Below are 20,020 nucleotides of genomic sequence, written 5' to 3'. Positions count from 1 at the left end.
GAATTCGTTGAGAAGCCGGGCCGTTTTTGCTATCTTGGTTGGAATTTACCTGTCTAACCCATTCTAATGAAAGAGAATCCACTCAGTGAGTGCAAACATAAAACCTCGAACCACCCGTAAAATTAAAGTCGGTACCCTGACCCTGGGCGGCGACTCTCCGATTGCCGTGCAGAGCATGACCGCCACCCGCACACAGGACCTGGAAGCGACGGGCCGTCAAATCGAAATCCTCGAAAAAGCCGGCGCGGACATCATCCGCATCGCCGTGGACAGCAAGGAAGACGTGGAAGCGCTGAAAATTCTGCGCAAGGGATCGAAGGCGATCTTTTCCGTGGACCTGCAGGAAAACTACCGGCTGGCTCCCATCGTGGCGCCCTACGTCAACAAGATCCGTTACAATCCCGGCCACCTGTGGCACCTGGACAAAGACAAAACCATTAAGGAAAAAGTGGAGTTCATCGTCAACGCCGCCCGCGAGCACGACCTTGCCATCCGCATCGGCGTCAACTGCGGTTCCGTTGATCCCGATTACAAGGCGCGCTACCCGGAGGACAGCATCGAGGCCATGGTGCGCTCGGCGGTGGATCACTGCGCCATGATGGACGAGCTGGGCTTCGAAAACTACTGCGTGTCGCTCAAGGATTCCGACAGCAGCAAGGTGATCGAGGGCAACAAGCGCTTCGCCGAATTGCGGCCGGACGTGCCATTGCACCTGGGGGTGACGGAGGCGGGAATGCCGCCGGAAGGCATCATCAAAACCCGGATTGCGTTCGAACAGCTGATCCCGGCGGGCATTGGCGACACCATTCGCGTTTCCCTCACTGTGCCCGACGACGACAAGGGGCAGGAGATCGACGTCGGCCGCTCGATTTTGGATGACATCGAAAACGGCCGGTTCCGTTCGGTGCCGGAAAACTTTCTGGAGGGACTCAACATCATCGCCTGTCCGAGTTGCTCTCGCGTGGAGAACGGCAAGTTCGTCGACCTGGCTCAGGATGTGCGCCGCATGACGGAATACGCGGAGAAGTACAAGATCACCATCGCCGTGATGGGGTGCCGCGTGAACGGTCCGGGGGAAACCGACGACGCCGACCTCGGTCTGTGGTGCGGCCCGGCGCACGTCAATTTGAAGAAGAAAACGGAGACCGTGGGTGCTTTCGGCTACGATGAAATCCTGGGCAAGCTGAAAGAGGAACTGGACAAACTGATTGAGGACCGTTACGGCGCGAAGGAACCGAGCATTTCGTAAGGCCGGAGGAACTGAGACAAACTATGGATTACCAACTGGAAGAACTGGAAGGCCTTCGCCGCAAGATCAAGATCAAGGTGCCGCAGAACATCGTGTCCCAGAAGATCGACGGCGCTTACCGCGAACTGAACAAGCAGATCAGCATGCCGGGGTTCCGGCCCGGTAAAATCCCACAGAAAATCCTGGAGAAGCAGGTGCCCCTGCAGGCGATGACACAGATGTGGCAGGACCTGATGCAGGAGTACTACAACAAGGCGCTCACTGAGTCGGGCATCATTCCCGCCGGGCCGCCGGAGATCGACCACTCCGACATTGAGGCTATCGACCGTGACAAGCCGTTCACCTTCAGCGTGACGCTGGACGTCAAACCCCAACTGCAGTTCAAAAACTACAAGGGCCTCAAGTTCCCGCGCACCGAGTTCAAGGTCACCGACGCGGAAGTCGATACGGAAATCCGCAAGCAGTTGGAGCCGTTCGGGACGATGGAAATCATGCCGAACGACTACGAGGTCGGGTACGGCGACTTTCTGGTCATGGATTTTGAAGGAACGCATAATGGCGAGGTGCTGGAGGGCGGCACGGCAAACGGGTACGAGGTGCGTGTCGGGCAGAAAAAAATGATCGCCGGATTCGAGGATCAGTTGATCGGACACAAGAAGGACGATCCTTTCGACGTGAAGGTCCAGCTTCCTGCGGACTGGAACAAAAAGATGCGCCGCATCAGCATGCCGATTCCGGGGAAGGACGGTGAAGAACTTCCGGACACGGCCACTTTCCGCGTACACATCAAGCAGGTCAAAAAGCTCAATCTACCGGAGTTGACCGACGAGTTTGTGCAGGCGCAGGGCGAAGAATCGGTGGAGTCTTTTCGCCGCAAGATCAAAACCGGACTGCAGGCGCAGAAGGAACACCTGGAGGAAATGCACATCAAGCAGGACATCTTCGATTACCTGGTCAAGGAACACGATGTGGAAGCCCCGACATCCCTGGTTGACCAGGAGGTGGGGTTCATGATCGACGGAATGAAATTTCAGATTCAACAGTCGGGCATGAGCCTGGAGGATTCCGGTTTTGATGAGGAGCGGGCCAAAGAGGAGTGGCGCGAACGCGCGGTGTACAACACCAAGGGTTACGTCATTTTGGACGCCATTGCCAAACAGGAAAAGCTGAACGTCAAGCAATCCGACCTGGAAGCCGAATACCAGCGGCTGGCCGAGCAGACGGGTAAATCGATGGAAGAGGTGCGAAAAACCCTGATGAGCAATCAGGAGCATCTGAACCAGACCACCAGCCGCCTTCTGGGACAGAAAGCGCTGAACTTCATTTATTCCCAGTGCGAGTTCGAGTACCTGAGCGAAGAAGAAGCCCGCAAGCGTGCCGCCGAACGCAAACAGGAAGAAGAAAAGAAATGACCGCCCGCTCTGCCGCATGAAGGCGGACGGAACTTGAAAAGGCAGTCATGAAACTCTATATCAAAGTCATGAAGGACGGCGACCTGCCGCCGGGGAAATCCGCGATCGTTACAGTACGGGACCAGGAAATCGCCCTGTTCAATTACAAGGGCAAGTACTTTGCGGTGTCGAACAAATGCCCTCACAAAGGTGCGCCGCTGGGAGAAGGACGGATCGAGGAAGGCGTCATCATCTGCCCCAATCACGAATGGCGGTTCAGCCTGGAGACGGGCGGATGCCCGCAGAACCCCGAACTGAAAACGACGGTGTTTCCGGTGCGCGTGCACAAGGGCGTGGTCCGGATCGGCATCGACGCTGAAGAGGACAGGAAGGCAGTGGGCAAGGAAAAGAACGCCGTGCCCGAAGCCCTGAAATTCAAAATTCCCACCATCCAGAAACCGATCAATCCGGACGAAACGCTTTAACCCAGGCACAAGGGAAGGAGGGCGGCCCGGTCAGTCGTCGTCGGGGATCTCAACCCATTTGGGATCGCCGTGGGTTTTGTAGTTTTCGGTCCCGGCGAAGGTGCCTTCGTGGTAGATATTCACCTTGAACTTGCCGCCGCCGTAGGTCTCGCCGATGAAGGGGACGGGATCTTCCAGATGCATCAGGTCTTCCGAGCGGTACTTGCCGATCAGCTTGAACTCCATGCCCATGCCCACCGGGACCAGCGCGAAAAACTTCAGCTTGGTTTCGTGCAGGAAGCCCATCATGTCCACTTCCATATCGTTTTTGGTATAGTCGTCGCCCAGGCGGTGTTTGCAGCGTCGTTTCAGGTAGTCTTCGAGGAGGTTGAAGAACCACCAGTTCTGCCCTTTTCGCGTGTCGTGCAAAAACGGGTATTCGACAAATCCGTATTTATTGATGAATGGTTTTTTCGCCATCTTGTGTTCTCCGTGTAACGGGTCTTTCAGAATGCATTATTATATTGAGTTCTTAAATTTCCGGCAAGTTGCAGATGAAAGTTTTTGAAACCCTGTTCAAGGGGTACTGGCAGTTCGGGTTCAAAACCCGGTTGTACGATGGGCTTTGCCCGCAGGCCTATCACGATTCCATAAAAGCCGCGGCGGATAAAGTTGCCCCTGTTGAGGGTTTGGCCGTTCTGGATCTGGGATGCGGTTCCGGACTCCTGGTGAACCACCTTGGGGCAAACCGGAATGGAGGCCTGAAATACGTGGGCACCGATATCCTTCCATCCGGCCTGCAACAGCTCCGGCAGAAGGCATCGCTTCTTCCGTCGTTTCCTCCCGTGCGCACGTATCAGGCGGACATGCTGGCTGAGTGGCCGTTGAAAGCGGAAACCTTCGACTGTGTCGTCGCCCATTTTTCCGTGTATACGCTGGCCCGGGCCGAAGACCGGATGCAGGTGTACCGGCGTATTGCCGGGGTTTTGAAGACCGGCGGGCGTGCCATCATCTCCAATCCATCCGAGACCTACAATGCCCACCGAATCATCAAGCACAGTGTACGTTCGCAGAAAGGAAGGATGTCTTTGCTGGAACACCGGGTGAAACGCTTTCTGTTCTATCCCCTCACGCTCTTGCTCGGGCTGCGCCACATCCAGCATCAATTGGAAGCGGGAGTGTGGCATGCATACAATCGAGACGATTTTCGCCGGGAGGTTGAATCGGCGGGCCTTTCCGTGGAGGAGATCAAGCCGGTTTATGCGGACTCCGGTTACCTGCTGGTGGCGCGTAAACCCTGACCCTCTTTTCGAACACGGTTGACCAGGTTGTGCGCGAGCCGTGTCGGCTCCGGGATGCGGTAACGCGGCGAGACGTGGAGAACCCATTCGAGGGCCGAGGCAAGATCGATTTTGTGCCCCACCGAGACGAAAATGGGTTTGCAGTTTTCACGTGTTCGCAGGACCGCCCCCAGCGTTTCCCCGTTTTTTCCTTTCAATGGTGTGTGCGACCCCTTCTTTGTTCCGGGTTCGCGGTGTTCCCCGACCAGGCGACTTTTGGCACAACCCACTGCCGGGCAATCCAGAAACAATCCAAGATGCGAGGCCAGTCCCAAACCGCGCTGATGCGCGATGCCCTGTCCGTCCAGCATGATCAGATCCGGCGGGGGATCGATCTGCTCGAACACCTTAAGCAACAGCGGCGCTTCGCGGAATGACAGGAGGCCCGGAACGTAAGGAAAATCAATCACCCCTTTCTGTGTGTATTCCGCCACCACTTCCAGCGAGTTTGCATCCAGCACCACCACGCCCGCGTAAGCCGGGCCACGTGAGTGCGACAGGCTGATATCCGCTCCGGCGATGAGTTGCGGACGTTGTTTCAAATTGGCTGATGTGTTTATGCGGCGGGCGAGGGCTTTCTGGATGCTGATGGCCTTTTTGGGGGTGACATCCCAGCGGTGAAGTGAATGGATCTTCATGGGAGGCGATCCGGAATAGAAAGGGACGGGTCCGCCGGCCGTTGTTCTGGAAACCGGATTTCACGGGAAATGAGTGACTGTGTAAAAAGAAAGCCCCGCCAAAACGGCGGGGCGCTCTATTTTTACAGCCGTGCGGCTTTTTTCAATGCCGCAGCCTTGTCCGTCTTTTCCCAGGTGAACTCCTTCTCGGTACGACCAAAGTGACCGTACGCGGCAGAAGCCCGGAACCGGGGTTTCCTCAAGTCCAGCGTTTTGATGATGCCCGCCGGGCGCAGATCGAAATGTTCGCGGATGAGTTTTTCGATGCGATTGAGGTCGATCTTGTGGGTGCCGAAGGCATCGACAAACACGGATACAGGTTCGGCCACGCCGATAGCATATGCCAACTGCACTTCGCAGCGCTCCGCCAGCTTGGCGGCGACGATGTTCTTGGCGATGTAACGGCCCATGTAGGCTGCGGAGCGGTCGACCTTGGACGGGTCCTTGCCGGAAAACGCGCCCCCGCCGTGGCGGGAATAACCGCCGTAGGTGTCGACAATGATTTTGCGTCCGGTCAAACCACAATCGCCCTGCGGACCGCCGATCACAAAGCGGCCGGTGGGGTTGATGTGGATTTTCATTTTCTTGGCACGCAATTTTTCCGGAATGATGGGGTTGATCACGTGCTTGATCAGGTCTTCCTTGATCTTTTTGTTGCTGACCTTCGGCGCGTGCTGGGTGGAGATGACAACGGTTTCCACCCCGACCGGCTTCCATTCATCATAGCGGACCGAGACTTGGGATTTGCTGTCCGGCCGCAGGTAGGGCAGTTTTCCGTTTTTGCGAAGTTCGGCCATTTTCTTCACCAGTTTGTGCGAAAACAGAATCGGCGACGGCATCAACTCGGGAGTTTCATTGGTGGCGAAACCGAACATCATGCCCTGGTCGCCCGCACCCTGTTCTTTCTTGTCGTCGTCCACGCCTTGCGCGATGTCCTGGGACTGCTTGTCCACGGTGACGAGCACGCCGCAGGATTTATAATCGAAACCCATCTCGGAATCGTTGTAACCGATTTCCTCAATCGTTTTGCGGGCGATGGCTTGGAAATCGAGCTGGGCGTTGGTGGTGATTTCTCCAGCGATGACCACCAGACCGGTGGTCACCATGGTTTCACAGGCAACCCGTGACAGTGGGTCCACCTTCAGGCATTCGTCGAGAATGGCGTCGGAAATCTGGTCAGAGATTTTGTCGGGGTGTCCCTCGGACACCGATTCGGAAGTAAACAGGTAATTTCCTATGCTCATATTGAATCCTTATGTTCAATGGTTCATATCAAAACTAAAAACAACTGTGTACCGGATTTCTGATGGAATCAGCTAATGGGGAGGGGGAGTTTCAAGATATTTTTTCACCAAACGCGAGATCCCGGTCGAAATCCGACGGAAAGCGGGTACGCATTTCGTTGGTGATAAACTGGTTGACCTCCTCAGCAGTGGACAGGCTCAACGCGTGGTCCGCGATTTTCCGGGCCTCGTCCAATGTGACCTTCCTCAGAATTTTTTTCACCTTGGGTATCGAATGGGGTTCCATGCTCAATTCATGGACCGTCCCCAACCCAAGGAGAAGGAATGTGGCCATGGGGTCGCCGCCCATCTCTCCACAAATGGCAACATGCTTGCCTTTTTCTGCAGCGGTCTCAAAAACCTGTCGAAGAATTTTAAGGACCGAGGGATGGTAGGGCTGATACAGATGGGCCACATTCTCATTTACCCGATCAACGGCGAGCACGTATTGTATCAGATCATTGGTACCAATACTGATAAAATCCACTACGCCGAGGATCGAATCGACCGTGAGGGCGGCGGAAGGTGTTTCAATCATTGCCCCTACGGGGATTTTTTCATCAAAAGGAATTTGTGCCCGTTTCAATTCTTTTTTTGCCTGTTCGAGGCAGTGGTTGGCCTCCCGCACTTCATCCACGCTTGTGATCATAGGGTATAGGATTTTAACGCGCCCGTAAAGGCTGGCTCTTAGAATCCCTTTGATCTGCCGGATAAACACGTCCGGTTTTTTGAGGGATAGACGGATTCCGCGCAGGCCCAGGGCCGGGTTGGCCTCGGTTTCGTGATCGAGATGGTATAACTGCTTGTCCGCACCGATATCCAGCGTACGAATGACCACGGTGTAGGGTTCCATGGCCTGCACGACGCTCTTGAAATTGGCGTACAGGTCGTTTTCCGTGGGCAGGGAATTGGCACCGAGATACAGGAACTCGGTCCGGTACAGGCCGATGCCTTCGCCGCCGTATTTCCGAACCGCCCTGGCTTCGTGCGCCGATTCTATATTGCCCATCAATTGAACCGGGTTTCCGTCCATCGTCTCCGATTTGAGAGTGATGTTGTCGAGCAGTTTCTTTTCGTAACGCAGGTAGTTTTTTTGTTTTGTCCTGAAATGGTTGAGGGTGTTTTCATCGGGATTGACGATCACCTCGCCCTCGATACCGTCGATAATGACCATGTCTCCGGAGTTAACGTACTCGGTGATGTTGGGGACGCCGACGACAGCGGGTATTCCGAGAGCCGAGGCGAATATCCCGACATGCGAGGTTTTGCCTCCGACCTCTGTCGCCATCCCTAGAATAAAAGCCCGGTTCATCACAATCGTGTCTGAAGGACTGAGGGCATGGGTGACGATGATCACGGGTTCATCGATATCCACCAGGCTTTCCTGATGATGGCCGATGAGGTTCTTGATAACGCCATGAACAACAAGATCCAGGTCGTCGCGCTTGCCTTTCAGGTAATCGTCGTTGATGTTGTTGAACAGGCTGGTGAATTTGTCGAGAGTGCGGCTCAGGGCCCATTCTGCGTTGATTTTGTCCTGTTTGATGTTGTCAATGGTTTCATTGACCAGAAGGTCGTCTTCAAGCAGGAGGGTGTAGGTGTCCAGGATGATGGCGTATTTTTCGGCTACCGAACTCGTGCGTTGTTTGATGTCGCGAAGCTGGTCCTTGGACATTTGAATGGCTTCGCGAAGGCGCGTGATCTCCGCCGAGACTTCATTATCGGCGAGACTGCGCTTGACCACGCAGACTTTGGATCGGTCCAGCAAATATGCCTTTCCGATGGACACTCCGTTTGAAACCGGGATACCGGGGTATTTGCTCATAAGTTCTTTTTAAAAGGGGTTGGCCTTTCAATCATATAAATTTCGCGTCTTCCTCTTCGATCAGGGAGTAAATTTCCGTGGTGTCATGAGCTTTCAATATCGCTTCGCGCAGGGATTCGATTTTGAACAGCCGTGCGATTTTTGCCAGGGCCTTCAGGTGCAGCCCGGTTGACGACTCGGGTGCCAGAAGCAGGCATATAAAATGCACTGGCTTCTGATCCAGTGACTCGAAATCGATACCATTCACTGACCGGGCGAAAACCGCTACGATCCTATCCAGGTTTTTGACCTTGGCATGAGGCAGGGCAACATTTTCTCCTATCCCGGTACTGCCCAGTTTTTCGCGTTCGATCAATGCAGTGAGAAGATCGTTACCGTCTTCCACTGCGCCTCTTTTTTTCAAAAACTCAACCAACTCAGCCAAGACCCCCTTTTTGTCGGAAGCGGACACGCTGGAGAGAACGAAGTCTTCTGTTATTATTTCGCTGATTTTCATGAGAATGTCAGAGTCCGGTATACAGGTCAGGGGGAGATATTCATTCCAGCTGCTTGTCTTTTTCTTCCTGGCTTTTCTTTATTTTTTTACTTTTTATTTTTTCCCTGTGTTTGTTTACTTGTTTTTCAATTTTTTCGATAGCCTGATCGATTGCCTGGTACAGGTCGTCGGTCTCTGATTCGCTGTGTGCGGTTACGCCTTTCTCCTTTAAGGTGATTTCAGCAAAATGGCGATGCTTTTCGACAGCTAGAGCAACATGGACGTCGGCAGAGTCATCGAGGTTTCTCAAGGTCTTGTTCAATTTTTGGGTCAAATGGTCTTCCATTGCCTGCGTGATTTTCAACTGGCGCCCTGAAACCGTGAGTTTCATGGATCGATTCTCCTGCAAAAGGCCGAGTGAATAAAAGGTAACGAATTTAGCCTCAACTCCTCAAAATATCAAGCAGGGTGGGGGCCTTCAATAAAATTTTTTCCGTTTGCTTGCTGCTGGAATATTCAATTCTTTCCGGTACTTGGTCACCGTCCGGCGGGCAATCTTGGCGTTTTTCTTCATGAGGATTTCCACCATCTCGTCGTCTGTATAAGGTTTTTTCTCATCTTCTTCCTGGATGATTTCCTTGATCATGGTTTTCACCCGGATGGAAGATAGATTGTTGTCACCGGTATAAGACTTGATGCCACTGTGGAAGAAAAACTTGAGTTCGAAGATTCCCTGCGGGGTGTCGATGTATTTGTTCGTGGTGATGCGGCTTACAGTGGATTCATGCATCTCAATGTCCTGCGCGACATCGCGGAGCACCATGGGCCGCAGGTGTGCGAGGCCTTCATCCAGAAATTCTTTCTGCAGCTTGATAATGCTTTTACCCACCTTGTAGATGGTCTGCCGCCTCTGGTCGATGCTTTTGATCAACCACATGGCTGAGCGGTATTTGTTTTCCAGGTATTCTTTTGTCTGGCTTTCCTTTGAGCTTTGGAGGAGGGTCTGATAATACGGGCTGATGGTGATTCGCGGAATGCCCTCGTCGTTGAGGGCCACGTCGTATTCGCCGTTTTCATTTTTGACGACCACCAGGTCCGGAATGACGTAATCCGTTCCCTCCGAACTGAAATTGTATCCCGGCTTGGGGTCCAGGCTGCGAAGCACCTTCACTGCTTCGATGATTTCCTCTACCGGTAACTTCAGATCGTTGGAGATTTTCTGGTAGTACCGCTCGTCAATTTTTTCCAGGTATTTGTCAATAAGGGTTTCCAGGGTTTCGGAGCGTTCGGGAAGGGCCTGCGCCTGGATCATCAGGCACTCCTTCAAGTTTCGGGCGCAGACGCCCGCCGGTTCGAACGTCTGGATTATTTTCATGATGCGTTCGACGTCTTCCAGCGTGCTGTTGCTTATCTCAGCCAGTTCGGCGGGTTCCGCCGTGCAATAACCATCATTCTGGATGTTGCCTATGATGCAGGCTCCGATGAACTTATCCTCGTCGGTATCGACAGCCAGGCTCAATTGCCAGTGCAGATGATCGGTGAGGGACGGCTCTTTCTTGTAAGTGGCTTCAATGGAGGGGCGTTCCGGGGCGGCTTCGGCAGTGGGGCTGGGACCGTATTCGTAGTTATCCTGTAAAAAACTTTCCCAGTCCACCTCCTGTTCGACCGGGTCGTTCTCCTCTTTCTTGTCACCATCAATGGGTGTTTCACCAAGAGAATCGAGGAGATTGTCTTCCGGGGTGGTTTCGGGGTCGTTTTCGTCGTCTTCCAGAAAGGATTCTTCTTCAATGATTTCTTCCAGAACCGGATTGTCCACCAGTTCCTGCCGGACCAGTTGGGCGAGTTCCAGGCGCGCGAGCGGCAACAGCTTGATGGCCTGCTGAAGCATGGGAGTCATCACCAGCTTCTGGGCCATCTTCAGATTCAATTTCATTTCCATGGCCATAAGCGCTACCGTATCTCTGTTTTAAAAGGTGAACTTCTCTCCCAGATAGACTTCTTTCACCTTCTGGTCCTGGGCCACCTTGTGTGGTGGGCCCGAGGCGATGATTTTTCCTTCGCTGATGATATAGGCGCGGTCCGTGATACGGAGTGTTTCCCGCACGTTGTGATCCGTGATCAACACGCCGATGCCGCGCTGCTTCAGTTTTTCCACAATCAATTGAATGTCGGCCACCGCAATCGGGTCAATCCCCGCAAACGGTTCATCGAGCAGAATGAATACAGGGGAGGTTGCCAGAGCGCGGCTGATCTCCACCCGCCGACGTTCTCCGCCGGACAATGAATACGCCATGGCATTGCGAATGTGCAGGATGTTGAACTCTTTCAGTAACGCTTCCGCTTTGCGCTGGCGTTCCCGTACCGGCAGGTTCATGGATTCCAGGACCGCAAGCAGATTCTCTTCCACAGTGAGCTTGCGGAATATGGAAGGTTCCTGCGGCAGATAACTGATGCCCCGTTTCGCCCGGGCGAACATCGGCTGGGCGGTGAGATCCTCTTTATCCAGCAAAACCCTGCCGCGGTCCGGCCGCGTCAACCCCACCACCATGTAGAACGTGGTGGTTTTGCCCGCTCCATTGGGGCCGAGGAGCCCGACGATTTCTCCCTGCCTGAGTTCGATGCTGATTTCGTTGACCACCTGCCGTTTGCGATAGGCCTTGACCAGGTTGACCGTGCTGAGGGTCTTCACGGCGGTCCGTCTTGGGGGCGTCTGTGTCGGTTTCAATTTTTTTTGTCGACCTTTTTCAGTTCGGAATCCTTGGGGAACAGGATCAACTTGACGCCGTTGGTGACTTCGAAACGGTCTTCGTTCATGTAGAAAATCATCTCCGGTCCTTCCAGGATGTTTTCGTTTTCCCATGCAGTAGCGTGAGGCGTGCCGGTCAGGATCATCTTCTGGTCTTTGTCGTAATAAACCGCTTTATCGCCGCGGGCTTTTTTGGTGCCTTTCACCACGTCCACATTTTCCAGCGCGATGATTTTCTCCAGTTCCTGGCCTTGACCGGGATCCTCTTTGCCGGGGGAGGAGCCGGACTGGGTAGTGTCCCGCGGCTTGGTGTATACCTCCAGGATCTTCGATGTCAGTACCACGTCCTCCCAGGTGCCCCGTACGTTTCCGATGAAAATGATCTTTCGGCCGTTTTCTTCAGTCCGCATTTTCTCCGAGGTGATCTCCAGCCGTTTCGGTTCCTCCTTTTTCGGAGCTTCTTTCTGTGCCCAGGAGGGCCCCCCGGCTATCAGCAAAAATCCGATCGCCACAAAGGCGAGATTGTAAAAAAGTTTTTTGAAATAAAAGTTCACGATCCGTTGACCGAGGTCTGGGTTCCGGACCGTTTCCGGTCCATGTATTTCTGGACAAAGTCGCCCAGTTCGGCAGTGAACCGGACATCCCCTTCCAGGTAGATGTCATTCGTTTCCTGGTTCATGCGGCCGGTCCGGGCGGATATATGCGATTCGTGGTCTTCGTCCAGAAAATAGGTTACATTCACGTCCTTGAGCTTGACGACCTGCTGCTCATTATTGATCGTTGCTTTTTCTGCCTTTAAAATCCAATCTTTACGACCATTATACTCATTTTCTACCTTAAAGTTTTGGATCTGGACGTCGATGCCATTTTCGGTTTTTTCGATGGAGATGGGGAGAGGGTTGTTTTCCAGGCTGGAATAATAGTTAGCGCCAAAAGAAAACACCAGAGCGAGGATGGAGACAAACAATAATTTCCTGATTTTATTGGTCATTTTTGGCTGAGCGCCCCTCTATGCAAAGGATATACCAACCTGAAAAATATGCCACACGAGCCGTTCATTGTAAAGCAAAAAGGGGGTGGCTGGCCGGGGTCTCCGGATGGGGAGTCAGGATGAGGGTGCGGTCGTTTTCCTCCTCGATTTGCAGTCGGACATCGACCCGATGGCCAATCGGAATAATGGGTGGCTGGTCCGTTTTCTGATCGGGAAACAACTTTTCGCCCCACTCGATAAGCGTGACGCCCTCCCCGAAAAGGTAGTCTTCCAGCCCGAGGTCGGCCAATTCTCCCTCGGATTCGATACGGTACAGGTCGATGTGGTAAATGGGCATGCGGCCCCGGTATTCGTTGATGAGGGTGAAGGACGGACTGCGGACATACTGGTCCGGGGGGACCTCCATTCCATGTGCAATGCCCTGAACCAGGGTGGTTTTGCCTGTTCCCAAATCGCCGAACAGGAGAAGAATATCCCCCGGCTTCAAAAGGCGGCCCATGCGTTGTCCCAGGTTTTTCGTGTCTTCAGGGGATCTGGAAGAAAATCGCATATTACGACTGGACCTGTTGCAGGGTTTGCGGCAGGGCTTTCAACAGGTCCCCGGCGATGAGGCTGGTCTCGCTCATCTCAGCGGCCACGCGATCTCCCGCCAGTCCATGGAGATACGCTCCGGCGATGGCGGCATCGGGTCCGCTCAAGCCCTGGGCCAGGAAACCGGCAATCATGCCGGTCAGCACGTCTCCGGTGCCACCGGTTGCCATGCCGGGGTTGCCGGTCGGGTTGATACGGATTCGCCCGTCGGCCAGTGCCACCAGTGTAGGGGCACCTTTCAGCAGGACCGTCACACCGTGGGTCTGGGCGAATTCGCGGGCGGTGTCGATGCGCCGCGACTGCACGGTTTTTGTGGTGGCGTTGATGAGCCGGGCCATTTCCTTGGGGTGCGGCGTCAAAACCGCTTCGGTTTGGATACGGTCGAGAACACCCGGCAGTTTGGCCAGGCCGTTCAGGCCGTCTGCATCGATGACCACCGGGCAGGCGATTTGTGGCAGGAGGGCTTCCAGAAACGCCAGCGCTCCCTTGTGCGTGGAAAGACCGGGCCCGATCGCCAGCGCCGATTTGTTTTTGAGATGGGAAAGGCACAAGTCCACCGCCTCCGGTGCCACTGAGCCGGAGGGCGTTTCCGGCAGGGGCAGGGTCATGGCCTCCAGCGGATGAAACTCCAGCGCGGCGTTGCAGGATTCAGGAATGGCGAGGGTGACGAGTCCGGCTCCCGCCCGGAGGGCGGCCAGGGCCGTCAAACCAGCAGCGCCTCCCTTGCCCCTGGACCCGCCGATGACCAGCCCATGGCCATAAGTTCCCTTGTGGGTGTTGCGCTTGCGTTTGGGCAGGAGTGAGGCGATATCGGTTTCCTCCACCAGTTCCACTGTGATGTTCTGTTCCTCCACCGCCTGCCGGGGAATGCCAATGTCGAATTGCACAATTTCTCCCATCACCTCCGCCGCGGGATAAAGCAGGTGACTGCGTTTGAACAGAGCCAGGGCCGCGGTGAGGTCCGCCTGCACGCAGGGCCCGTTGATCTGCCCGGAGTCGGCGTCGATGCCGGAAGGAAAGTCCACCGCCACCACGTATTTTCTCGCGGAGTTGATCTTTTGGATCAGTTTTGCGTAGAGGCCGCCTGCGGGTTTGGACAGGCCGGTGCCGAACAGGGCGTCCACCAGGATGTGGGAATGGCGGAGGGAATGGTTCTGTGAGTTGAGGTTGCGTTCGTTCATCTCGGTAACGGGTATCCCGATGGCGACGGCGATGTCTGCATTGGTTCTGGCGTCGCCTTTGAGATCGCCTACCTTGCCCGCGAGAAGAACCCGAACACTCACGCCCGCCTGGTGCAGGTGCCGGGCGATGACGAATCCGTCCCCGCCGTTGTTGCCCTTGCCGGCCAGCACTGCTACCTTTTTGTCGGCGAGATCCGGAATGCGCGTGAACATGAGGTCCACCACACTGCGTCCGGCGTTTTCCATGAGAACCAGGCCGGGGATCTTGAATCGCTCGATTGCCGTTCGGTCTGCCGCCTGCATTTCCAGAGCTGTCGCAACTTTCTGCAATGGCCGAATCCTTTTTTACATTTCAGGAAAGGGGTGGGTCCACCCGTCTCGGCATATTGTATCTAATTTGGCGGGCAAGACGGAGATCAGACGTATACGGGGTAAGGATAATCCTTGGCGATCTGCAACTCCATTTCTTCCTGGCAGGGCATGAGACCGTTGATGGCCCCAAACTGGCACGGGCAGGTGTAACCCAGATCCTGCTTTTCCTTGCCTGATAGGCGGTTGTAGGCATCTTCCGTCAGCAGAAAGACGGTATTGAAAAAGTAATCGTCCACAAACTGTTCGAAATAGATGGGCTTGCCCTGCATTTCAGGGAGCGACTTCAGCTTTTCCTGTGGACTGTCGTGATTGTAGTTGTAGGCGAATCGATTGAGCCCGTCATACAGAAGGCTGAAATGATAGGTGTTCATGTGGTACCAGTGATCGTGGTCCTCCAGCCCTTCAATGAGGATTTCCAGAAGTTTGCGGAGCACGGGCATTTCTGCAAAACGATGGGACCGCGGATAAAATCCGGCAAGGTCGTCACGCCAGAATTCCTGCGGGTGGCCCTCGATCAGGTTCAGGAGCTCCACCTCCTCGTCCAGACAGGCTTTGACAAAGTGGTAGGGATCGAATTCTGTGGAGAAATCCTGCACGGTGGAGAGGGCCAGCAGTTCTCCCTGTTGTTTCCGGTAAATGTTGTTTTTGAAAATCAGCATGGATTTCCCCGCACCTTGTTTTTGTTTAATTTAGCATAGCTTGGAAAGGCAGAAAAGGGGAGCTTTTTAAAGACTGAGCGCACCGGAAGCGTATGGATTTCCCGGGTGTGGCGTGAGGGAAATCTCTTCCGGCCCGGGCGGCTGGGCGTTGATCACCATTCCCATCGTCGGGTCTTCCGGTCGTTCCGGGTCATCCTTGGGGACGACCGCGCCAAAGTAGGCGTGGTCCAGTTTTCCGAGTTGACGCCGCTCCTGCGAGGTCATTCCGTTGTAGCGTTTTGCGGAGATGAGAAAGGCGGTGTTGAAAAAAAACTGGTTGAGGAAATGGTTGAAGTTGATGGCTTCTCCTCCTAACTCCGGAATCATTTCCTGGCGCCTTTTGGGGTCGCTGTAACTGTAGTCCTCGACGATCTCCTGAAGGGCGTCGTACAGGTAGCAAAGATGATAGCAGTTCATTAAATACCAGGTGCGGGTGTCGAGCAATCCGTCCAGAAGTATTTTAGACAGTGGATCCATTACCGACAGCCGGCCAAAGCGGGTGGCATGGGGGAACAGCACCCTGAGCTTCTCAAAGCTGGTAGATTCCTCGTAGCCGGTGAGTTCTTCAATTACTTCCCGCCCGGCAGTGAGGGCCTTGTGGATCAGGTGAAACGCGATCGGCTGGGGCTCTTCATCCCTGCCATAGGGCCTGAACTCCCCATTGGGCAGTGCATCAAGCGGATGAAAATATATATTTTTTTTGAAAACCAGCATATCCCGGAAGGGGGGCTTGTGCGTTCAAGGTATTGTCTTATTTTGGAAGCGGATGGACGTTCCAGATTTTTTCGCAGTATTGACGGATGGCACGGTCACTCGAAAACAGACCCATCCCGGCGGCGTTGAGTATGGACTTCCGCGTCCATTCATTGGGTTGGAGAAACAAGGTCTCCACCTCTTTTTGCGTTTCAATGTAACTTGCAAAATCGGCCAGCACCATGAACCGATCCCCCTGGACCAGCAAGGATTCGATGAGGGGTTGAAACAGGTGCGGGTGATCCGGAGAAAAGTAGCCGTCCCGGATCATGTCCAGGGCCCGCTTCAATTCCCCGTTTTTTTCATAATAATCGTGTGGATTGTAGCCCCGGGTCTTGAGCTCGTCAACCTGTTCGGCGGTGAGTCCGAATATGAAGATGTTGTCCTCGCCCACTTCGTTTTTGATTTCGATGTTGGCCCCGTCGAGGGTCCCGATGGTGAGTGCGCCATTGAGAGCGAGCTTCATGTTTCCCGTACCCGAGGCCTCCATGCCTGCGGTGGAAATCTGTTCTGAAAGATCGGCTCCGGGGATGATGCCTTCCGCCTTGTTCACGCTGTAATTGGGAATGAACACGATGCGGAGTTTGTCCGCCGTTTGTACATCATCGTTCACCCTTTTGGCGACGCTGGTGATGAGTTTGATGATGAGTTTGGCCATGTGGTAACCCGGCGCGGCCTTACCCGCAAACAACACGGTGCGGGGGACGTGGCTGCAGTTCGGGTTTTCCTTGAAGCGGTTGTACAACACAATGACATGCAGGAGGCAGAGAAGCTGGCGTTTGTATTCATGAATGCGCTTCACCTGAATGTCCAGCAAGTGATTGGGATTGACCTCCATGCGGAGGGCCTTGTCTTCGCGGATGTACTTCGACAGCCGTATTTTGTTGAGCATCTTCACGTCGCGCCAGCGTTTTTGAAAATTCACGTCCTCCGCGAAGTCCCTCAGCTTCTTCATCTGGTTGAGATCGGTCACCCATCCGTCGCCGATGGTGTCGTTCAGAAGGTCTGCCAGCGCGGGGTTGCAGGACTTGAGCCACAGCCGTTGGGTGATGCCATTGGTGACGTTGATGAACCTGCCCGGAAAAAGCTTGTTGAATTCGGGAAAGACCCTGTTTTTCAAAATATCGCTATGCAGGGCGGCGACGCCGTTAACGGAATGACTGCCGACGATGGCAAGGTTGGACATGCGAATGCTTTTGACCGGTTTTTCCTCCACAATGGACACCTTTTCCAGCATGGTGTTGTCGCCCGGGTGCGAAACCTGCACACGGTTTAAAAAGTCCTGGTTGATGTGGTAAATGATTTCCAGATGCCGGGGCAGAACCCTTTGCAGGAGATCGACCGACCATTTTTCCAGCGCCTCAGGAAGGACGGTGTGGTTGGTGTAGGCAAAGGTTTTGATGGTGATTTCCCACGCTTCATCCCAGGGGCGGTGTTCGCGGTCCATCAGCAAGCGAATCAGTTCCGGAATCGCGAGGGCGGGGTGCGTATCATTTAACTGGATTGCCACTTTATTGGGGAATTGTTCGAAGGTGGAGTGGTTGCGCTTGTACCGGCGCAGGATGTCCTGCAGGGAAGCGGAGACGAAAAAGTATTCCTGCTTCAGGCGCAATTCTTTGCCCTGCATGTTGCTGTCGTTCGGGTAAAGCACCTTGGAGAGGGTTTCGGATTCGTGTTTATGAGTGACGGCCTGTACGTAATCTCCTTCGTTGAAGCTTCCCAGGTCGAACTCCCGGGTGGAACGCGCGCTCCATAAACGCAGGTTGTTCACCGTCTGGTTGTGGTACCCGGGGATCGGAATGTCATAGGCCATTGCCATCACGTCATCGTGCGAATCCACCCAGTGGCAGATTCCACGGCCCTCCTTATTGGAGGTGTGCTGGACATGGCCGTAAAAACGAATGGGGTACAGGTAATCAGGGCGGGGCAGTTCCCAGGGATAGCCTTTTCGCAGCCAGTTGTCCGCCGTTTCGACCTGGAAGCCGTCAATGATTTTCTGATAAAAAATCCCGTATTCATAGCGCATGCCATAACCGCCCGCGGGAATACCCAGGGTGGCCAGTGAATCCATGTAGCAGGCGGCGAGACGACCCAGACCTCCGTTGCCAAGCCCGGCTTCGATGTCAGACTGCTCAATCTGCTCCAATTCGAGCCCCAGCTTTTCAATGGCCCGGCACACCTCCTTTTTGAAATCAAGATTGACCAGGTAATTGCTGAGGGCGCGGCCCACAAGGTATTCCATGGACAGGTAGTAAATGCGCTTGGGGTCTTTGGTAAAATAACGGTTCTGTGTCTCGATCCATTTTTCCACGAGACGGTCGCGCACGGTCAGGGCGATGCTGTTGTAGTAATCCATGATCGTCGCCGTTCGGGGCGATTTCGCCTGCGAGTATTTCAGATGCTGGGAAATGGAGTCTTTGATCACGTCCATGCCGTTCTTTTCCGACGGACTGCTGGATTTGGTTTCTGGCACGCTATCGTTCATAATCAGCTGTCCAAAGATGGAAGATGGTGGAGTCATACGGACGAGACAAGTTTCCGATCCGTATCAACCCGGAATTGGTTCTGAAAGAGGGGTTGATGAATCTAATTTAAGGCTGTTCACGGGATAAACCAATGGAAATTTCGGAGTGGAACCGGGTTTTGCAGGAGGTGGACATGACTCCAAGTGCTCGCCGGGCTTTTTTGCAGTTGGTGGAACGGTACCGGAAAGGGCCCGACCCTTCTCTGGACTGGGATGAGATTCGATCTCCGCGGACGGACAAGCTGGTGCCCTATGAAAAACTGGAACCTCCGGGCGAGGACGGGGGCAGGGAAGGATTGTCCCGCCTCGTGGTTTGCAAACTGAACGGCGGGCTTGGGACCAGCATGGGGTGCTCCGGGCCAAAGTCGCTGATTCCCATTCGCGAGGGACGCACCTTCCTCAATTTCATCGTGGACCAGTTGCAGGAGCTGGAGCAAACCTGGGCGGTGCGCGTGCCGCTGATTTTGATGAACAGTTTTTATACTGAAGAGCAAACGAAGGCGGCCCTTTCCGGTTGTCCGCCGTCACAGCCGATCGAGTGTTTCACGCAAAACCGGCTTCCCCGGCTGGATAAGGAAACGGGGCAGCTTCTTGGTGTGGAAGAGTTTGGACAGGAGGCGTGGTACCCGCCGGGGCATGGCGATCTCTATACCTGCCTTGGGGATCAGGGTCTTCTCGATCGCCTGCTTGCCGACGGCAAAAAGCTTTTGTTTGTATCCAACGCCGATAACCTGGGGGCGACGCCCGATCCCGCCATCGCCCACCATATGCTGAAGCACAACATTCCTTTTCTTATGGAGATGACAGCGAAGACCCCCGCGGATGTCAAGGGAGGGACGTTGTATGAGGATAATGACGGACGGCTTCACCTGCTGGAGGTGGCTCAAGTGCCTGCGGAGCATATGGAATCGTTTTGCAGCACTGAAAAGTTCAAGGTGTTCAACACCAACAACATCTGGATTCACCTCGAGCATTTGAAACGCCGGTTGGATGAGGGACCGATGGATCTCAAATTGATCGTCAACGAAAAACCGGTAAACGGCCGATCCATCATTCAACTGGAGACCGCAATGGGGGCGGCTCTTGAGCATTTCGAGCACGCTGTCGGGTTGGTGGTCAACCGCGACCGGTTTTTACCGGTAAAAAAAACCACCGATTTATTGATGATCCAATCCGACCTGTTTGTGCAGGAAGGGTCTCAATTGCGTCGGAATCCCGTGAGGAAGCAGGCGGACCTGCCAAAGATCACCTGGAAGGGGCCGCTGGAAAATTTCGACGAGTACAGCCGCCGCATTCCGCAGGCTCCCGGCCTGCTGAGTTTGGAGTCTTTGGAGGTGGAGGGCAATGTGTGGTTCCGGGGAGAAGCGACACTGAAAGGAAAAGTGCGTTTGATCAGCCACGGAAATCCGCTGGCTGTGCCGGGGGGTGTGGTGATCGAAAACCAGACCCTGGAGAACTGA

Annotated in this window: 20 protein-coding genes; 5 read left to right on the top strand and 15 right to left on the bottom strand. The window is 54.3% G+C overall.

Annotated features, from left to right (window positions below):
- Positions 1-85 precede the first annotated feature (85 nt).
- Genes ispG through ACTRW9_RS11895 form a run of 3 tightly spaced genes read left to right on the top strand, consistent with a single transcriptional unit; the run spans position 86 to position 3,125 of the window.
- Positions 86-1,249, top strand: coding sequence for a (E)-4-hydroxy-3-methylbut-2-enyl-diphosphate synthase (gene ispG / locus ACTRW9_RS11905; RefSeq protein WP_442429515.1), 1,164 nt, complete (start codon positions 86-88; stop codon positions 1,247-1,249).
- A gap of 23 nt (positions 1,250-1,272) precedes the next feature.
- Positions 1,273-2,661 carry a trigger factor gene (gene tig / locus ACTRW9_RS11900; protein WP_442429514.1) on the top strand — a complete coding sequence of 463 codons (1,389 nt, stop codon included), beginning with the start codon at positions 1,273-1,275 and terminating at the stop codon, positions 2,659-2,661.
- 47 nt (positions 2,662-2,708) lie between these two features.
- Positions 2,709-3,125 carry a Rieske (2Fe-2S) protein gene (locus ACTRW9_RS11895; protein ID WP_442425370.1) on the top strand — a complete coding sequence of 139 codons (417 nt, stop codon included), beginning with the start codon at positions 2,709-2,711 and terminating at the stop codon, positions 3,123-3,125.
- Positions 3,126-3,155: 30 nt separating this feature from the next.
- Here ACTRW9_RS11895 and ACTRW9_RS11890 read toward each other — a convergent pair whose 3' ends face one another.
- A complete protein-coding gene (locus ACTRW9_RS11890; RefSeq protein WP_442425371.1) occupies positions 3,156-3,584 on the bottom strand; it encodes a hypothetical protein in 429 nt (142 codons plus the stop codon).
- A gap of 74 nt (positions 3,585-3,658) precedes the next feature.
- On the opposite strand from ACTRW9_RS11890, the gene ACTRW9_RS11885 reads away from it, so the two are divergent.
- Positions 3,659-4,405, top strand: a complete 747-nt coding sequence (locus tag ACTRW9_RS11885; RefSeq protein WP_442429513.1) for a class I SAM-dependent methyltransferase — start codon at positions 3,659-3,661, stop codon at positions 4,403-4,405.
- Here ACTRW9_RS11885 and nfi read toward each other — a convergent pair.
- The 14 genes from nfi to ACTRW9_RS11815 all read right to left on the bottom strand — a co-directional run bounded on the left by nfi (position 4,378) and on the right by ACTRW9_RS11815 (position 18,521).
- Positions 4,378-5,082 carry a deoxyribonuclease V gene (nfi, locus tag ACTRW9_RS11880; RefSeq protein ID WP_442429512.1) on the bottom strand — a complete coding sequence of 235 codons (705 nt, stop codon included), beginning with the start codon at positions 5,080-5,082 and terminating at the stop codon, positions 4,378-4,380. The two genes, ACTRW9_RS11885 and nfi, sit on opposite strands and share 28 nt — an antisense overlap.
- Before the next feature lie 122 nt (positions 5,083-5,204).
- Positions 5,205-6,365 carry a methionine adenosyltransferase gene (metK, locus tag ACTRW9_RS11875; protein ID WP_442425374.1) on the bottom strand — a complete coding sequence of 387 codons (1,161 nt, stop codon included), beginning with the start codon at positions 6,363-6,365 and terminating at the stop codon, positions 5,205-5,207.
- A gap of 91 nt (positions 6,366-6,456) precedes the next feature.
- Positions 6,457-8,229 carry a phosphoenolpyruvate--protein phosphotransferase gene (gene ptsP / locus ACTRW9_RS11870; RefSeq protein WP_442429511.1) on the bottom strand — a complete coding sequence of 591 codons (1,773 nt, stop codon included), beginning with the start codon at positions 8,227-8,229 and terminating at the stop codon, positions 6,457-6,459.
- A 31-nt stretch (positions 8,230-8,260) separates the two neighbouring features.
- Positions 8,261-8,725 carry a PTS sugar transporter subunit IIA gene (locus tag ACTRW9_RS11865; protein WP_442429510.1) on the bottom strand — a complete coding sequence of 155 codons (465 nt, stop codon included), beginning with the start codon at positions 8,723-8,725 and terminating at the stop codon, positions 8,261-8,263.
- 40 nt (positions 8,726-8,765) lie between these two features.
- A complete protein-coding gene (gene hpf, locus ACTRW9_RS11860; protein ID WP_442425377.1) occupies positions 8,766-9,095 on the bottom strand; it encodes a ribosome hibernation-promoting factor, HPF/YfiA family in 330 nt (109 codons plus the stop codon).
- Positions 9,096-9,182: 87 nt separating this feature from the next.
- Entirely contained in the window at positions 9,183-10,649 is a 1,467-nt protein-coding gene (rpoN, locus tag ACTRW9_RS11855) for an RNA polymerase factor sigma-54 (RefSeq protein WP_442429509.1), read from the bottom strand.
- A gap of 21 nt (positions 10,650-10,670) precedes the next feature.
- Positions 10,671-11,393 (bottom strand): LPS export ABC transporter ATP-binding protein, encoded by a 723-nt coding sequence (gene lptB / locus ACTRW9_RS11850; RefSeq protein WP_442429508.1) that lies wholly within the window; start codon positions 11,391-11,393, stop codon positions 10,671-10,673.
- 32 nt (positions 11,394-11,425) lie between these two features.
- On the bottom strand, positions 11,426-12,004 hold the full coding sequence (locus ACTRW9_RS11845) for an LptA/OstA family protein (protein ID WP_442429507.1): 579 nt from the start codon (positions 12,002-12,004) through the stop codon (positions 11,426-11,428).
- Positions 12,001-12,441 carry an LPS export ABC transporter periplasmic protein LptC gene (lptC, locus tag ACTRW9_RS11840; protein ID WP_442425381.1) on the bottom strand — a complete coding sequence of 147 codons (441 nt, stop codon included), beginning with the start codon at positions 12,439-12,441 and terminating at the stop codon, positions 12,001-12,003. Before lptC ends, ACTRW9_RS11845 begins: the two co-directional genes overlap by 4 nt.
- Before the next feature lie 64 nt (positions 12,442-12,505).
- Complete coding sequence (gene tsaE / locus ACTRW9_RS11835) at positions 12,506-12,991, bottom strand: tRNA (adenosine(37)-N6)-threonylcarbamoyltransferase complex ATPase subunit type 1 TsaE (protein ID WP_442429506.1); 486 nt, start codon at positions 12,989-12,991, stop codon at positions 12,506-12,508.
- A 1-nt stretch (position 12,992) separates the two neighbouring features.
- Entirely contained in the window at positions 12,993-14,543 is a 1,551-nt protein-coding gene (locus ACTRW9_RS11830; protein ID WP_442429505.1) for an NAD(P)H-hydrate dehydratase, read from the bottom strand.
- Positions 14,544-14,629: 86 nt separating this feature from the next.
- Positions 14,630-15,244: a hypothetical protein gene (locus tag ACTRW9_RS11825; RefSeq protein ID WP_442425384.1), complete on the bottom strand. Its 615-nt coding sequence runs from the start codon at positions 15,242-15,244 to the stop codon at positions 14,630-14,632.
- A 66-nt stretch (positions 15,245-15,310) separates the two neighbouring features.
- Complete coding sequence (locus tag ACTRW9_RS11820) at positions 15,311-15,997, bottom strand: hypothetical protein (RefSeq protein ID WP_442429504.1); 687 nt, start codon at positions 15,995-15,997, stop codon at positions 15,311-15,313.
- Between the two features lie 37 nt (positions 15,998-16,034).
- Entirely contained in the window at positions 16,035-18,521 is a 2,487-nt protein-coding gene (locus ACTRW9_RS11815; protein ID WP_442429503.1) for a glycogen/starch/alpha-glucan phosphorylase, read from the bottom strand.
- A gap of 173 nt (positions 18,522-18,694) precedes the next feature.
- Between ACTRW9_RS11815 and ACTRW9_RS11810 the strand changes: the two genes are divergently transcribed.
- Positions 18,695-20,020 (top strand): UTP--glucose-1-phosphate uridylyltransferase, encoded by a 1,326-nt coding sequence (locus ACTRW9_RS11810; protein WP_442429502.1) that lies wholly within the window; start codon positions 18,695-18,697, stop codon positions 20,018-20,020.

The organism is Nitrospina sp. 32_T5 (assembly GCF_052156635.1).
GTDB lineage: Bacteria > Nitrospinota > Nitrospinia > Nitrospinales > Nitrospinaceae > Nitrospina.
Note: the sequence above shows the minus strand (reverse complement) of the source record. Positions and strands in the feature narration are given on the sequence as shown.

What these genes read in the sequence shown, in the direction of transcription:
- tig (WP_442429514.1), top strand. Translation starts at nt 1,273, where the DNA reads ATGGATTACCAACTGGAAGAACTGGAAGGCCTTCGCCGCAAGATCAAG.
- ACTRW9_RS11895 (WP_442425370.1), top strand. Translation starts at nt 2,709, where the DNA reads ATGAAACTCTATATCAAAGTCATGAAGGACGGCGACCTGCCGCCGGGG.
- ACTRW9_RS11890 (WP_442425371.1), bottom strand. Translation starts at nt 3,584, where the DNA reads ATGGCGAAAAAACCATTCATCAATAAATACGGATTTGTCGAATACCCG.
- ACTRW9_RS11885 (WP_442429513.1), top strand. Translation starts at nt 3,659, where the DNA reads ATGAAAGTTTTTGAAACCCTGTTCAAGGGGTACTGGCAGTTCGGGTTC.
- nfi (WP_442429512.1), bottom strand. Translation starts at nt 5,082, where the DNA reads ATGAAGATCCATTCACTTCACCGCTGGGATGTCACCCCCAAAAAGGCC.
- metK (WP_442425374.1), bottom strand. Translation starts at nt 6,365, where the DNA reads ATGAGCATAGGAAATTACCTGTTTACTTCCGAATCGGTGTCCGAGGGA.
- ptsP (WP_442429511.1), bottom strand. Translation starts at nt 8,229, where the DNA reads ATGAGCAAATACCCCGGTATCCCGGTTTCAAACGGAGTGTCCATCGGA.
- ACTRW9_RS11865 (WP_442429510.1), bottom strand. Translation starts at nt 8,725, where the DNA reads ATGAAAATCAGCGAAATAATAACAGAAGACTTCGTTCTCTCCAGCGTG.
- hpf (WP_442425377.1), bottom strand. Translation starts at nt 9,095, where the DNA reads ATGAAACTCACGGTTTCAGGGCGCCAGTTGAAAATCACGCAGGCAATG.
- rpoN (WP_442429509.1), bottom strand. Translation starts at nt 10,649, where the DNA reads ATGGCCATGGAAATGAAATTGAATCTGAAGATGGCCCAGAAGCTGGTG.
- lptC (WP_442425381.1), bottom strand. Translation starts at nt 12,441, where the DNA reads ATGACCAATAAAATCAGGAAATTATTGTTTGTCTCCATCCTCGCTCTG.
- tsaE (WP_442429506.1), bottom strand. Translation starts at nt 12,991, where the DNA reads ATGCGATTTTCTTCCAGATCCCCTGAAGACACGAAAAACCTGGGACAA.
- ACTRW9_RS11825 (WP_442425384.1), bottom strand. Translation starts at nt 15,244, where the DNA reads ATGCTGATTTTCAAAAACAACATTTACCGGAAACAACAGGGAGAACTG.
- ACTRW9_RS11820 (WP_442429504.1), bottom strand. Translation starts at nt 15,997, where the DNA reads ATGCTGGTTTTCAAAAAAAATATATATTTTCATCCGCTTGATGCACTG.
- ACTRW9_RS11815 (WP_442429503.1), bottom strand. Translation starts at nt 18,521, where the DNA reads ATGAACGATAGCGTGCCAGAAACCAAATCCAGCAGTCCGTCGGAAAAG.
- ACTRW9_RS11810 (WP_442429502.1), top strand. Translation starts at nt 18,695, where the DNA reads ATGACTCCAAGTGCTCGCCGGGCTTTTTTGCAGTTGGTGGAACGGTAC.